Origin of the sequence: Micromonospora sp. CV4, from assembly GCF_003667455.1 — a bacterium.
Lineage (GTDB): Bacteria > Actinomycetota > Actinomycetes > Mycobacteriales > Micromonosporaceae > Micromonospora.
In genome coordinates this window covers 1-13150 of the sequence record NZ_RCVI01000216.1, presented here as the reverse complement: position 1 = coordinate 13150, position 13150 = coordinate 1, and the positions used below count along the sequence as shown (strand labels likewise).

Here is a 13150-nt window from a genome sequence, read left to right as displayed (position 1 = left end):
CCGGCGCAGCGGCCGAGCCGGGGACGGCCGGCGCAACGGCTGAGCCGGGACGGCGGGCGGCGTGGTCAGCCGACCGGTGGGGCGGTGGGGGGTTTCGGCGCATCGCCCGGCTCGGCCGGCTCACCGATCGGCCGCTCCTGCTCCCCGAAGGAGGTGCGGATGCACCGGTTCGCCTCCTCCTGCTCGATCCCGGAGGCCACCAGCAGGTCACTCGCCGTGGTGCGGATCTGGGCGACCACCACACTGCCCGAGAAGCCGACCCCGGCGCCGTACGCCCGACCGGCCTCGCTGACCGCCCGCAGCGCCCTTTCGCGGGCCTTCTCCGGCTCCTCCCCCACGGCGAACTCGTGCTTGAGCAACCGGACCGACTCGGCGAGGTGGTTCATCGCGTCCGGCATGGGATCCGGCACCGGTTCCTCGTCCTCGATCAGCGTGACGGACCGGCGGATCAACGTGCCGGTGTTGCGCATCGCCCGGTCGATCGGGTCCGCCGCCTCCGCGTAGTGGGTCAGCTCGTCGCGCCGGTGCCATCGGGCCGGGGAGAGGGTGGCGGTCTCCTTCGCACCCTCGATCGCCTCGGCCAGGGTGGCCAGCTCCTCCTTGTTGTTCCGCAGCCGTTCCAGCGCCTGCTGGACCGTGGCGCGGTCCCGGTTGCGCAGCCCGTCGGCCGTGGCGTCGAGCTGGGCGGCGAGCAGGTCCAGCGCCGGCCGGGCGGCGCGATTGATCACCCGGAGCGGGTTCAGCGGCAGCAGCACCGCCGTCACCAGCAGCGCGACCCCACCGCCGAGGAACGCGTCGACGAAGCGGGGAATCTCCAGGTTCTGGGTCGACGGACTCAGCGTCACGATCAGCACCGCCGTGGCCGCCGCCTGGATGACGATGGCCACGCTGGCCCCGGCGAAGATGGTGAGCAGGATCGCCACCGTGACCACCAGGCCGAGCTGCCACGCGCCGGTGCCGAGCAGGTAGATCAGGAAATCGCCGATGGCCACCCCGATGCCCACCCCGGCGATCAGCTCCACGGTCCGGCGGAACCGCTGGCCGACCGAGGCCGCCAGGGTGCCGACCGCGGAGATCGGCGCGAAGACCGGCTGCGGGTTGCCGAGCAGCCGGTGCGAGATGAAGTACGCCAGCCCCGCGGCGAGCCCGGCCTGCACCGCCAGCCCGCCGGCCATCCGCACCCGGTGCAGCCGGTCGTGCAGGGTTGCCTTGCTGCGGTGCCGCAGTTCCTCGGTGGCCTCGGCGATCCGTGCGCCGTCGACGTCCACCAGCCCTTCACGCAGCGCGGTACGCCGCACCAACGGAGCTCTTTTGTCCCGGGCCACGGCCATGGGCGCGACTACCCGAGGCGGGCCCGCTGAATCCTCCCGATCCGCGCTGCGACGGCCGGATGCGGCAGACTCGGACGATGGCCGATCTGCTGGACCGGTGGCGGGCGGCAGCCCGGGGCGCCGGGGCGAAGCCCGGCGCGGGCTCGACGCGGGCCGGGGAGCAGCTGCTCGCCCGGTGGCGGGAGCCGCACCGGCACTATCACACGGTTGCCCACCTGACCGCCGTCCTCGACGTGGTGGACCGGCACGCCGCGCTGGCCGACCGGGCCGACCTGGTCCGGCTGGCGGCCTGGTGCCACGACGCGGTGTACGACCCGCGGGCGGCGGGCGACGCCAACGAACGGGACAGTGCCACGCTGGCCGCGAGCGTGCTCGCCGGGCTCGGCGTGCCGGCGCCCGCGCTGGCCGAGGTGCGGCGGCTGGTGCTGCTCACCGCCGGTCACGCCGTGGCGCCGGGCGACCAGGACGGCGCCCTGCTCTGCGACGCGGACCTCGCCGTGCTGGGCGCGGCGCCGGCCGCGTACGACCGCTACGCGGCCGCCGTCCGGCAGGAGTACGCGCACGTGCCGGAGCCGGCCTTCCGGGCCGGGCGGGCCGCGGTGCTCACCGGGCTGCTGGCGCTGCCCGCGCTGTTCCGGCTGCCGCCGCTGGCGAGCCGCTGGGAACAGCCGGCCCGGGCCAACCTGCGCCGCGAGCTGGCCACGCTCACCGAACCGCCGGTGGGCGCGGGCTGACCAGGTGCTTCGGGCGACGCAGGCCGGCGTCGCGGAGCAACCGGACCAGCTCCCGGCTCGGCACCACGCGCGCCCCGAGCCACACCGCCGCCGCGAACCGGTCGGCCGGGATGTCGTAGTGGTCGCGGTCGAAACCGCGCCGGGGGGCGCCCAGCGCCTCCGCGAAGGCGTGCAGCTCGGCGTACGACACGTCGCTGATCAGGTGTGACCAGAGCCGACCGCGCCACGGCCAGGCAGGCCGGTCCAGGTAGAGCATGGTGCCAAGCTAGCCCGCCCAGTCGATCATGTTGATGATCGGCGGCCGGCGACCTAGCCTCAGCTGCATGGCCCCCACCCCACTCCTCGACGAGCTGCGCGCCGCTCTGGGCGAGAACGCCGTGCTCACCGACCCGGACCTGCTGCGCATGCACGAGCGGGACGAGGCCGACCTGTGCGCGGCCGGCACCCCGCTCGTGGTGACCCGTCCGCGCAGCACCGAGCAGGTGGTCGCGGTGGTTCGGGCGGCGGCGCGGCACGGCGTACCGGTGGTGCCGCAGGGCGCGCGGACCGGGTTGGCCGGCGCGGCCAACGCGGTGGACGGCGCGGTGGTGCTGAGCACCGTCGCCATGGACGAGATCCGGGAGATCGACCCGGTGAGCCGCATCGCGGTGGTCCAGCCGGGGGTGGTCAACGCGACGCTCGCCGCGGCGGTGGCCAGGAAGGGGCTCTGGTACCCGCCGGACCCGGGTTCCTGGGAGTCGTCCACCATCGGCGGCAACGTGGCCACCAACGCGGGCGGCATGTGCTGCGTCAAGTACGGCGTGACCACCGAGTACGTGCTCGGCCTGGAGGTGGTGCTCGCCTCCGGCGAGGTGCTGCGCACCGGTCGGCGTACCGCCAAGGGGGTGGCCGGCTACGACCTGACCCGGCTCTTCGTCGGCTCGGAGGGCACCCTCGGGGTGATCACCGAGGTGACCGTGGCGCTGCGGCCCGCGCCGGCCGATTCACTGACCCTGGTGGCGGTCTTCCCGTCCACGGCGGCGGCCGGCGCGGCGGTGGCCGCGATCGCGGCCCGGGGGCTCACTCCCAGCCTGCTGGAACTGCTCGACCAGACCCACCTGCGGGCCATCGAGGCGTACCAGCCGATGGGGCTGCGGACGGACGCGCAGGCCCTGCTGCTGGCCGCCGCGGACACCGGCAGCCGGGCGGCCGACGACCTGGCCGGCCTGGCCGAGGTGTGCGAGGCGGTCGGCGCCGACGAGGTCTACGCGGCCACCGACGCGGTGGAGGCGGCGGCGCTGCTGCAGGCCCGGCGGCTCGCCCACCCGGCGATGGAGAAGTTCGCCGCCGACGCGTACCCGGGCGGCAACGGCGGTCTGGTGATCGACGACGTGGCGGTGCCACGCGGTTCGCTCGCCGCGCTGCTGGACGGGGTGGCCCGGATCGCGGCGGAGTGCGAGGTGCCGATCGGCGTGGTGGGGCACGCCGGGGACGGCAACATGCACCCGAACATCGTGGTCGACCGCGCCGACCCGGCGAGCGTGGAGCGGGGCCGACGGGCGTTCGACGAGATCATGCGGCTCGGCCTGGATCTGGGCGGCACGTGCACCGGCGAGCACGGGGTGGGGCTGCTCAAGCGGGACTGGCTGGCCCGGGAGATCGGCCCGGTCGGGGTCCGGGTGCACCAGGCGATCCGGTCGGCGCTGGACCCGGCCGGCCTGCTCAATCCCGGCAAGGTGCTCTGACCGGATCGGGGCGGCGACCCGCGCCCCGGTGCGCGATCAGCCGACGACCTCGGCCGGGGTCGCCTGCGTCAGCAGCAGCAGGATCTCCCCGGAGACCGGCGGGCGCTCCTCGCCCGGGCAGTCCTGCGAGGTGATCAGCCCGGCGGAGGTGAGCAGGCTGGAGGTCAGCGCGTCGATGCAGGTGACCCGGTACTGCCGGGCCTGATCGGTCTCGTTCGCCAGCCTGGGGTCGGCCAGCAGCACCTGGAGCCGTTCGGTCTGCTCCGGGGCGAGCGTGCCCCGGGAGGTGACGCCGTCACCGGCGCAGTCGAGGCACTGCCAGGTGCCGTCCCGCTCGACGCTCAGCGTGCGGATCGGGCCGTCCGCGCCGAGCCGCTGGAGGAGGCTGACCTGACCTGCGGCGACCGTCGTCGGGATCTCGGGCGCCGGCCCGCCGGCGGCCGCACCCACCGGCGGTTGCGCCGCCGGGCGGCTCCCGGTGTCGCGGTCGAACAGCGAACACCCGGTGAGGGCGCCGGCGAGCACCGTGGCGAGAAGCGGAATGAGCAGGCGGGAGCGCGCGCGGGAATGCACGCGCGGAACCTACCCCACCGTAGATAGCAGCCGAAACCACCATCCGGGCCGGTATCGATGGTTACCCCTCGGTAACGTTCCTTTTCGTCACCGAGCGGACGGACGCAACGCGGCCTGATCGTCGTCGCCACCCCGGTCGGCCGCGTAGCCCCGGACGTCCGGAGCGCCCAGCCGGGCCGCGTCCGCCGCGGCGTCGTCCGGCATCAGCTGGGACTGCCGTTCCGCCTCCACCCGGGCGCGGTAGTGCTCGACCTCCCGGGCCCGGGTGACCGCGTCCCACCCGAGCACCGCGCCCATCAGCTCGGCGGTGTGCTCCGCCGACTCCAGCCCCCGGTGGCTGGTCTCGAAGGAGATCCGGGTCCGCCGGGTCAGCACGTCCTCCAGGTGCAGCGCACCCTCGGCCCGCGCCGCGTAGGCGACCTCCGCCGCCAGGTACTCCGGTGCCCCGGCCAGCGGGGAGGCGAGCAGTGGATCGGCGTCGATCAGCGCCAGCAGATCCAGGGTGAGCGTGCCGTACCGCTCCAGCAGGTGCTCCACCACGCCCACCGGCACGCCGTGCCGCCGGGCCAGGTCGGCCCGGTCCCGCCACATGGCCGGGTATCCGTCCGCGCCCAGCAGCGGCAGGTCGGCCGTACGCGACGGACGGGCCCCGCCCAGCCGGCGGGCGGCCCGGTCCACCACGTCCGAGGCCATGACCCGGTACGTCGTGTACTTGCCGCCGGCGACCAGCAGCAGCCCGAGCATCGGCTCGAAGACCGCGTGCTCACGTGAGAGCTTCGAGGTGGAGTCGGCCTCGCCGGCCAGCAGCGGCCTCAGCCCGGCGTAGACGCCCTCGATGTCGGCGGTGGTCAGAGGCCGCTCCAGCACGGCGTTGACCTGCTCCAACAGGTAGTCGATGTCGCGGGCGGACGCCGCCGGGTGGGACCGGTCCAGTCGCCAGTCGGTGTCCGTGGTGCCGATGATCCAGTGCCCGCCCCACGGGATGACGAACAGCACCGAGGTCGCCGTACGAAGGATGAGCCCGGTCTCGCCGGTGATCGCCGAGCGGGGCACCACCAGGTGCACCCCCTTGGAGGCGCGCACCCGGATGCCGGGCCGCAGGCCCACGTCGTTGAGCATCCGGGACATGTCGTCGCTCCACACGCCGGTGGCGGCGATGACCGTGCGGGCCTGCACCTCGAACTCGGCGTCCGGAGAGCCGGCCGGCGCCTCCAGGTCGCGGACCCGGACGCCGGTCACCTCGCGCGCCTGCCGGATCAGCCCGACCGCGCGGGCGCTGCTCACCACGGTGGCGCCGAGGCTGGCCGCGGTGCGGGCCAGGGTGACCACCAGCCGGGCGTCGTCGACCTGCCCGTCGTAGTAGCGGATCGCCCCGGCCAGCGCGTCGGCCCGCAGGCTCGGGAAGATCCGTCGGGCCCCTTCCCGGGTCAGGTGCCGGTGCAGCGGCATGCCCCGGCCACCGCCGAAGACTCCGGCGAAGGCGTCGTAGGTGGCCACGCCGGCGCCGTAGTACGAGCGGCGGAAGATCCGGACGGGCAGATCCCGCAGGCCCTTGCCGGCCGGCAGCGGCACCAGGAACGGCACCGGGCGGACCAGGTGCGGCGCGAGCCGGGTGGCCAGCAGCCCTCGCTCGGTGAGCGCCTCGTGGACCAGGTGGAACTCCAACTGCTCCAGGTAGCGCAGGCCGCCGTGGATGAGCTTGCTGGACCGGCTGGAGGTGCCCGCGGCGAGGTCGCGCGCCTCGACCAGGGCGACCTTCAGACCGCGGGACGCCGCGTCCAGGGCGGCGCCGGCGCCGGTCACCCCGCCTCCGATGACCAGCACGTCGAAGCGCTCCGCGCGGAGTCGGCGCAGGTCGGCGGCCCGGCGTACCGGCGAGAGCTGCCCGGCGACGGAGCGGGAGATGTTGGGGTCGCGCATTTGTCCACCGTAACCGCCGTGGCCAGCGTGCCGACATGCGCCGCCGGCCCCGTACTGTGCGAGTCATGCAGGTCGGCCCTTCGTCACCCGCTGGTCAACCGCCGCCCTACCAGCCGTCGCTCCCGGGCCGGTCCAACCCGTGGCCGGTGGTCGCGGCCGTGCTGGCCGGTGGCTGGACAGTGGCGGTGACCGTGGCCACCCAGACGGGTGGCTGGCTCACCGACCAGGTGCTGCTGGGATTCGGGCGGGACCGGGTGGGCTGGCTCTGGCCGGCGCTGGGCCTGGCCACCGTCGTCCTGGTGGGCACGCCGACGCTGCTGCTGGCCATGCTGCCCCGGTCGGCCGCGGTCCGGGCCACCGGGCGGGCCTGGCTGGCCGCCGTGCTCACGCTCGGGGCGCTCACGCTACTGCGGGTCGTACCGCCGGTGCACCACGAGGCGTACCTCGCCGCGCTGGCCGCTACGGCGGCACTCACCGCGCTCGTCCTGCGCTGGTCGGCACGCCGGTCGGCGTCCGCCGGGCCGGCCGGCTCGGGAGACCGCGCGACAACCGGCCCGGTGCCGCTGCTCGCGGTCGCCGCCGGGCTGGCGCTGCTGCTGCCCTGGGTCTGGCTGGGCGCGCTCGGCGGGCTGCTGGAGACCGTGCTCGCCCTGCTGGCCGCGGCCGCGCTGGGGGTGCTCGCCGCGACGCTGCTGGACGGTCCCTTCTGGTCCCGGTTCGCGGTCGGCCAGCCGCCCCGGCCGGTCCGGCTCGTGCTGGTCGGTGGCCTGGTCGCCGGCGTGGCGCTGCTGCTGCTCGCCGCGGGCATCGGCCAGTCCGGTGCGCAGCTGCCCGCGTTGCTGACCCTGCCGCCCGCGGGTTTCGCCCTGGCAGCCCTGTGGGCTGCGACCTGGCGTCCGGCCGCCGGCGGTCGGGCGAACACGCCCGTCCGGGCGACGGACGCCGTGCACGCCGGCCGGGCCGCGACCGGCTGGCTGGTGGGCCTGGCCACGCTCGGCCCGCTGGCCTTCACCGATCCGGAAGAGATCACCCTGCTGCTGGTCGGCACCCGCGACGTGCCGTTCTGGGTGGCGGCCGCCGCCGGCGCCGGCCTGGCCGTCGCGGTCCTGGTCGCCATCGGGTACGCGGTGCTGCTGGCCCGGCCGACGGCCCGCACGCCGAACCGGCGGGTGGCGGCGGTCACCGCGGCGGTGCTGCTGATCGCGGTGGGCGTGGTCGACCTCGGGCCCGGTCAGCCCGGCCTGCACGGCGAGCGGCTGCTGGTGGTGCTGCGCGAGCAGGCCGACCTGAGCGGCCTGCCGGCGGGCACGCCCGGCCGGGCCGGACGGGACGCCCGGGCGGCGGAGGTGTACCGGCGGCTCGTGACGACCGCCGACCGGAGCCAGACCGACCTGCGCCGGGAGGTGCGGCGGCTCCGGCTCGATCCGGTGCGCTACTACCTGGTGAACGCGGTCGAGGTGGACGGCGGTCCGGCGGTGCGGGCCTGGCTCGCGCGTCGCCCGGAGGTGGCCCGGGTGCTGGTCAGCCAGCGACTGCGGCCACTGCCGGCCCCGGCCGGGCAGAGCCGGGGCACCGCGGCCGCGCCCACCGGCCCCGAGTGGAACATCCGACAGCTCGGCGCCGACCGGGTGTGGTCGCAGCTCGGCGTGACCGGCGCGGGCATGGTGGTGGGCAGCTCGGACTCCGGTGTGGACGGCGCCCATCCGGCGCTGCGGGCCGGCTTCCGCGGCGGGGACGACTCCTGGTACGACCCGTGGGACGGCACCCGGACCCCGACCGACCAGGGCGGGCACGGCACCCACACGGTGGGCAGCGCGGTCGGGCGGGGCGGCATCGGGGTGGCGCCGGACGCGCAGTGGGTGGGCTGCGTCAATCTGGACCGCAACCTGGGCAGCCCCGGCCACTACCTGGACTGCCTCCAGTTCATGCTGGCGCCCTTTCCGGCCGGCGGCGACCCGTTCACGGACGGCCGGCCGGAGCGCGCCCCGCAGGTGCTGACCAACTCGTGGGGCTGCCCGCCGATCGAGGGCTGCGACCGCGACGTGCTGCGCCCGGCCACCGCCGCGCTGGACGCCGCCGGGATCTTCGTGGTCGCCGCCGCCGGCAACACCGGCCCGTGGTGCGCGTCCATCGACGACCCGCCGGCGCCGTATCCGGACGTGCTGACGGTGGGCGCGGTGGACGCACAGCGGCGGGTGGCCGAGTTCTCCTCGCGCGGGCCGGTGCCGGGCGGTCCGGGCAAGCCGGACGTGCTGGCGCCGGGCGTGGGCGTGGTGTCGGCCATGCCGGGCGGCGGGTACGCCAAACTGGACGGCACCTCGATGGCGACCCCGCAGGTGGCCGGGGTGGTCGCGCTGATGTGGTCGGCCAACCCGACGCTGGTCGGCGACCTGGCCCGGACCCGGCAGATCCTGCGGGACACCGCGACGCCGGCCCAGCCGACCTACCGTTCCAGCAACCCGGCCGACGCCTGCGGCGGCCCGGCGAACGTCACGGGGTCCGGGCAGGTCGACGCGTACGCCGCCGTCCGGGCCGCCCGGCGCTGAGGACGGGCGGGAGCGCGAAGCAACACCCGGTGATCTAGGGTCGGCGACCATGGACGCCGAGATCACCGTCAGCGAGCTGACCCCCGACCTGGCCCCCGCCGCGGCGCGGCTCTGTGCGCAGGCGCTCGACCTGCCCGAGGACGCCGCCGAGGCGGCCACCATCGTGGACGCGCTCTGGCCTCGGGCCGCCGCCGACCGGCCGGTGGTCGCGGTGGGGGCGTACCGGGGTGCGGACCTGGTCGGAGTGCTGCTCGGTTCGGTGTCGTCGGCCGACCCGGCTCTCGGGCACGTCGACCTGGTCGCGGTGCTCCCGGAGCAGCGTCGTCGGGGCGTCGGCCGGGCGCTGCTGGAGCGGGGCGAACGGATGCTCGCCGGGCACGGGGTGACCGAGGTGCTGCTGGCCGGGAACCCGCCGTACTACGCCTGGCCGGGCATCGACGTGCGCTACACGCCGGCGGTCTGCGCCGCCCTGGCGCTCGGCTACCGGCAGGACCGGACCGCCTGGAACATGACCGCCGACCTGTCGTACGACGGGTCACCGGCGTTGCGGTCCACCGAGGCGGCCGAGCGGCGGCTGGCCGGGCAGGGGATCACGGTACGCCGGGCGGAGCCGACGGACCTGCCGGCGCTGGCGGCGTTCGCCCGGTCCACCTTCGGTGGCGCGTGGGACGGCGAGCTGGCCGGCTCGGTGGGTCGCGACGGCGCCGGCTGCCACCTGGCGGAGCGGGCGGGCGAGCTGCTCGGCTTCGCCGCCTACGGATCGTCGCGGCCGAGCTGGTTCGGGCCGATGGGCACCGCCCCGGCCGCCGAGGGTTCGGGCATCGGCGGGGTGCTGCTGCGCCGCTGTCTGCGCGATCAGCGGGAGGCGGGGCTGGACCGGGCGCAGATCGGCTGGGTGGGGCCGGTGCCGTTCTACTCCGGCAGCGCCGGCGCCCGGATCGAGCGGGTCTTCTTCCTGTACCGGCGGACGCTGAGCACCAAATAAGGGCGAATAGGATATAGACCCAGATAGTGCCATTCGCCCGCGTCGGGCATCGACGCCCCCTACCGTTTCCGTAGAGGAGGCAGCCATGACCACGGATGACGACCAGACCGAGGACGGCCCGCCCGTCACCTGGAAACCGGTCGGCGAACTCCCCGGCCAACTGCCGTTCGACCGGCTCGACTACGGCGACGCCGAGCAGTTGGCCGAGATGACCACCAACGGCGAGCCGGTGGCCGAGGAGCCGCAGGAGATGGTGGACGCACCGATCCAACTGCCCCCGCCGTACGACCGGGCGCAGAAGCGGCGCAATCAGCGCCCGCTACCCACCTGACGACGAACGGGGCGGACCGCGTCAGCGGCCCGCCCCGTTCGGTGTCGGAACTGGACTCAGAAGTCCATGTCCCCGCCACCCGGGCCAGCCGGGGCAGCCGGGGTCTTCTCCGGCTTGTCCGCGACGACGGCCTCGGTGGTGAGGAAGAGCGCCGCGATGGACGCGGCGTTCTGCAGCGCCGACCGGGTCACCTTGGCCGGGTCGATGATGCCCGCGGCCAGCAGGTCGACGTACTCGCCGTTGGCGGCGTTGAGGCCGTGACCCGCTTCGAGGTTACGAACCTTCTCCACCACGACGCCGCCCTCGAGGCCGGCGTTGACGGCGATCTGCCGCAGCGGGGAGTCCAGCGCGACCTTGACGATGTTGGCACCGGTCGCCTCGTCGCCGACCAGGTCCAGCTTGTCGAAGGCGGTCTTGCCGGCCTGCACCAGCGCGACGCCACCACCCGGGACGATGCCCTCCTCGACGGCAGCCTTCGCGTTGCGAACGGCGTCCTCGATGCGGTGCTTGCGCTCCTTGAGCTCGACCTCGGTGGCCGCGCCGACCTTGATCACCGCAACGCCACCGGCCAGCTTGGCCAGCCGCTCCTGCAGCTTCTCGCGGTCGTAGTCGGAGTCGCTCTTGTCGATCTCGGCCCGGATCTGGTTGACCCGGCCCTGGATCTGCTCGGCGTCACCGGCACCGTCGACGATGGTGGTCTCGTCCTTGGTCACCACGACCTTGCGGGCGCGGCCCAGCATGTCGAGGCCGACGGTGTCCAGCTTGAGGCCGACCTCCTCGCTGATGACCTGGCCACCGGTGAGGATGGCGATGTCGGCGAGCATGGCCTTGCGGCGGTCACCGAAGCCCGGCGCCTTGACGGCGACCGACTTGAAGGTGCCCCGGACCTTGTTGACGACCAGGGTGGCCAGAGCCTCGCCCTCGATGTCCTCGGAGATGATCAGCAGCGGCTTGCCCGACTGCATGACCTTCTCCAGGGTCGGGAGCAGGTCCTTGACCGACGAGATCTTGCTGTTGACGATCAGGAGGTAGGGGTCGTCGAAGACGGCCTCCATGCGCTCCGGGTCGGTCATGAAGTAGGCCGAGATGTAGCCCTTGTCGAAGCGCATACCCTCGGTGAGCTCAAGCTCCAGGCCGAAGGTGTTGCTCTCCTCGACGGTGATGACGCCTTCCTTGCCGACCTTGTCCATCGCCTCGGCGATGATCTCGCCGACGGTGCTGTCGCCAGCGGAGATGGAGGCGGTGGAGGCGATCTGCTCCTTGGTCTCGACGTCCTTGGCGAGCTTGGACAGCTCCTCCGAGACGCTCGCGACCGCGGCCTCGATGCCCCGCTTCAGGGCCATCGGGTTGGCGCCGGCGGCCACGTTGCGCAGGCCCTCGCGAACCAGGGCCTGGGCCAGGACGGTCGCCGTCGTCGTGCCGTCACCGGCAACGTCGTCGGTCTTCTTGGCGACCTCCTTGACCAGCTCGGCGCCGATCTTCTCGTACGGGTCCTCGAGCTCGATCTCCTTGGCGATGCTCACACCATCGTTCGTGATGGTGGGGGCACCCCACTTCTTCTCGAGCACGACGTTGCGGCCCTTGGGGCCGAGGGTCACCTTCACGGCGTCAGCGAGCTGGTTCATGCCTCGCTCGAGGCCGCGGCGAGCCTCTTCGTCGAACGCGATCATCTTGGCCATACGGCGTTGTCCTCCTGGACACTCACGGGCCACCCGAGTTGTGTGCCCCGGATGGGCCGCCTGGTGTACGCACCTTGGGACGTCGCCACCTGGCGACGACGACGTCCTTCGGCCGGGCCGGATAGCCCGCGACGACCGGCCATGTCACCCCGGCGTCTCCACGCCGGCGCAACTGGCCCCACCGTCCCGACCATTGGCACTCGCGGTATGCGAGTGCCAACACCTTGTTTAGCACTCTCCCCTGCCGAGTGCAAGCACGACGGCCTCGGTCAGCCGAGTTCCCCGGCCAGTCCGGCGGCGTTCACCGGCCGCTCATGGGCCCGCTGCTCGGCGTACGTCACCAGCAGCCCCACCAGTTGCGCGAAGTGCGCGGGGAGGGCCAGCAGCGCGCCGACGGCGGTCACCAGCACCACGCCGATCGCGGAACCCGGGGTGGCGAGCGGGTCGACCCCGAACGGGGCGCTGCCGACCCCCTCCAGCACGCTGGCGACCAGAGTGCCGACGATCACCACCGCCGCCACCAGCGCCACCCGCCCCAGCAGCAGCCCGAGCCGGTCGTGGAACATCCGGAACGACCGGCCGATCGGGTTCTGCCGCTCGAAGAGGTACACCGGCCCGGCCATGCTGAGCGCGAAGGCGAGGTAGACCCCGGGGAGGACGCAGAAGCAGATGCCCAGGCCGACGATCACGCTGATCAGCAGCGTCCAGCCCCAGAGGCCGAGCGCGCGGCGCAGTCCGTAGCGCAGCGCGTCACCCAGGCGGACCGGCTCACCGACCGCCTGACGGGTGATCACCCAGGTGCCGGCCGCCCAGCCCACGGCCTGCACCAACCCGATCAGCAGGCTGCCGCCGATGACGACCAGGAACACGGTCGCCAGGTCGATGAGGAAGTTGTCCGGCAGCGAGGTCGACCCCTCGACGGCGGTCGTCTCCCACTTCGCGCTCGGGTCCAGCCCGAGCGAGAGCACCGACAGCACCGCCGCCGGCAGCACCTGTGTGAGCAGCAGGATGGGCAGCAGCAATCGCCAGCCGCGCCGGACCGCGCCCACACACCGGTCGAACCAACCGCTGAGCCCGGCCCCCGGTGGGGTGACCAGCTGGTCGGCCGGATCGAGGCCGGGCGGGTACCACCCGCCGGCCGGCGGCCCCGGGTACCAGGGCTGTCCGCCGTACGGCCCGGCGCCGATCGGGTAGCCGCCGGTGGGCGGGAACACCCAGCCCTGCAGCGGCGCGCCCGGTGGCGGCCCCCAGGCGGGCGGCGCGCCCGGATCCCAGCCGGCAGGGGTGCCGGGCGGAGGGCCTTCGGCCGGACCGGACGGGTCGGGCT

At 74.3% G+C, this 13150-nt stretch carries 11 protein-coding genes; 5 read left to right on the top strand and 6 right to left on the bottom strand.

What is annotated here, in order from left to right:
* Nucleotides 1–65: 65 nt before the first annotated feature.
* The gene (locus tag EAD98_RS08595) at nucleotides 66–1268 is read right to left on the bottom strand and encodes an aromatic acid exporter family protein (protein ID WP_233583763.1); all 1203 of its coding nucleotides are present in this window, start codon (nucleotides 1266–1268) and stop codon (nucleotides 66–68) included.
* A gap of 140 nt (nucleotides 1269–1408) precedes the next feature.
* Here EAD98_RS08595 and EAD98_RS08590 point away from each other — a divergent pair, with 140 nt between their 5' ends.
* Entirely contained in the window at nucleotides 1409–2065 is a 657-nt protein-coding gene (locus EAD98_RS08590) for a metal-dependent phosphohydrolase (protein ID WP_199723341.1), read from the top strand.
* On the opposite strand, the gene EAD98_RS08585 is transcribed toward EAD98_RS08590, so the two are convergent.
* Nucleotides 2037–2321, bottom strand: coding sequence for a DUF4031 domain-containing protein (locus tag EAD98_RS08585; RefSeq protein ID WP_121653521.1), 285 nt, complete (start codon nucleotides 2319–2321; stop codon nucleotides 2037–2039). The two genes, EAD98_RS08590 and EAD98_RS08585, sit on opposite strands and share 29 nt — an antisense overlap.
* A gap of 67 nt (nucleotides 2322–2388) precedes the next feature.
* Between EAD98_RS08585 and EAD98_RS08580 the strand changes: the two genes are divergently transcribed.
* Nucleotides 2389–3789 carry an FAD-binding oxidoreductase gene (locus EAD98_RS08580; protein ID WP_121653520.1) on the top strand — a complete coding sequence of 467 codons (1401 nt, stop codon included), beginning with the start codon at nucleotides 2389–2391 and terminating at the stop codon, nucleotides 3787–3789.
* A 36-nt stretch (nucleotides 3790–3825) separates the two neighbouring features.
* On the opposite strand, the gene EAD98_RS08575 is transcribed toward EAD98_RS08580, so the two are convergent.
* Both EAD98_RS08575 and EAD98_RS08570 read right to left on the bottom strand, forming a co-directional pair.
* Nucleotides 3826–4362 (bottom strand): hypothetical protein, encoded by a 537-nt coding sequence (locus EAD98_RS08575; RefSeq protein ID WP_121653519.1) that lies wholly within the window; start codon nucleotides 4360–4362, stop codon nucleotides 3826–3828.
* A gap of 87 nt (nucleotides 4363–4449) precedes the next feature.
* Nucleotides 4450–6267: a glycerol-3-phosphate dehydrogenase/oxidase gene (locus tag EAD98_RS08570; protein WP_199723345.1), complete on the bottom strand. Its 1818-nt coding sequence runs from the start codon at nucleotides 6265–6267 to the stop codon at nucleotides 4450–4452.
* A gap of 80 nt (nucleotides 6268–6347) precedes the next feature.
* Between EAD98_RS08570 and EAD98_RS08565 the strand changes: the two genes are divergently transcribed.
* From EAD98_RS08565 to EAD98_RS08555, 3 genes are all read left to right on the top strand, one after another.
* Nucleotides 6348–8828 carry a S8 family serine peptidase gene (locus tag EAD98_RS08565; protein WP_121653517.1) on the top strand — a complete coding sequence of 827 codons (2481 nt, stop codon included), beginning with the start codon at nucleotides 6348–6350 and terminating at the stop codon, nucleotides 8826–8828.
* Between the two features lie 49 nt (nucleotides 8829–8877).
* On the top strand, nucleotides 8878–9813 hold the full coding sequence (locus EAD98_RS08560) for a GNAT family N-acetyltransferase (protein ID WP_121653516.1): 936 nt from the start codon (nucleotides 8878–8880) through the stop codon (nucleotides 9811–9813).
* A gap of 85 nt (nucleotides 9814–9898) precedes the next feature.
* Nucleotides 9899–10144 (top strand): hypothetical protein, encoded by a 246-nt coding sequence (locus EAD98_RS08555; protein WP_074314935.1) that lies wholly within the window; start codon nucleotides 9899–9901, stop codon nucleotides 10142–10144.
* Nucleotides 10145–10200: 56 nt separating this feature from the next.
* Here EAD98_RS08555 and groL read toward each other — a convergent pair whose 3' ends face one another.
* Nucleotides 10201–11823, bottom strand: a complete 1623-nt coding sequence (groL, locus tag EAD98_RS08550) for a chaperonin GroEL (protein ID WP_121653515.1) — start codon at nucleotides 11821–11823, stop codon at nucleotides 10201–10203.
* A 269-nt stretch (nucleotides 11824–12092) separates the two neighbouring features.
* A partial coding sequence (locus EAD98_RS30900; protein ID WP_121653514.1) for a hypothetical protein occupies nucleotides 12093–13150 on the bottom strand: 1058 nt, incomplete at its 5' end.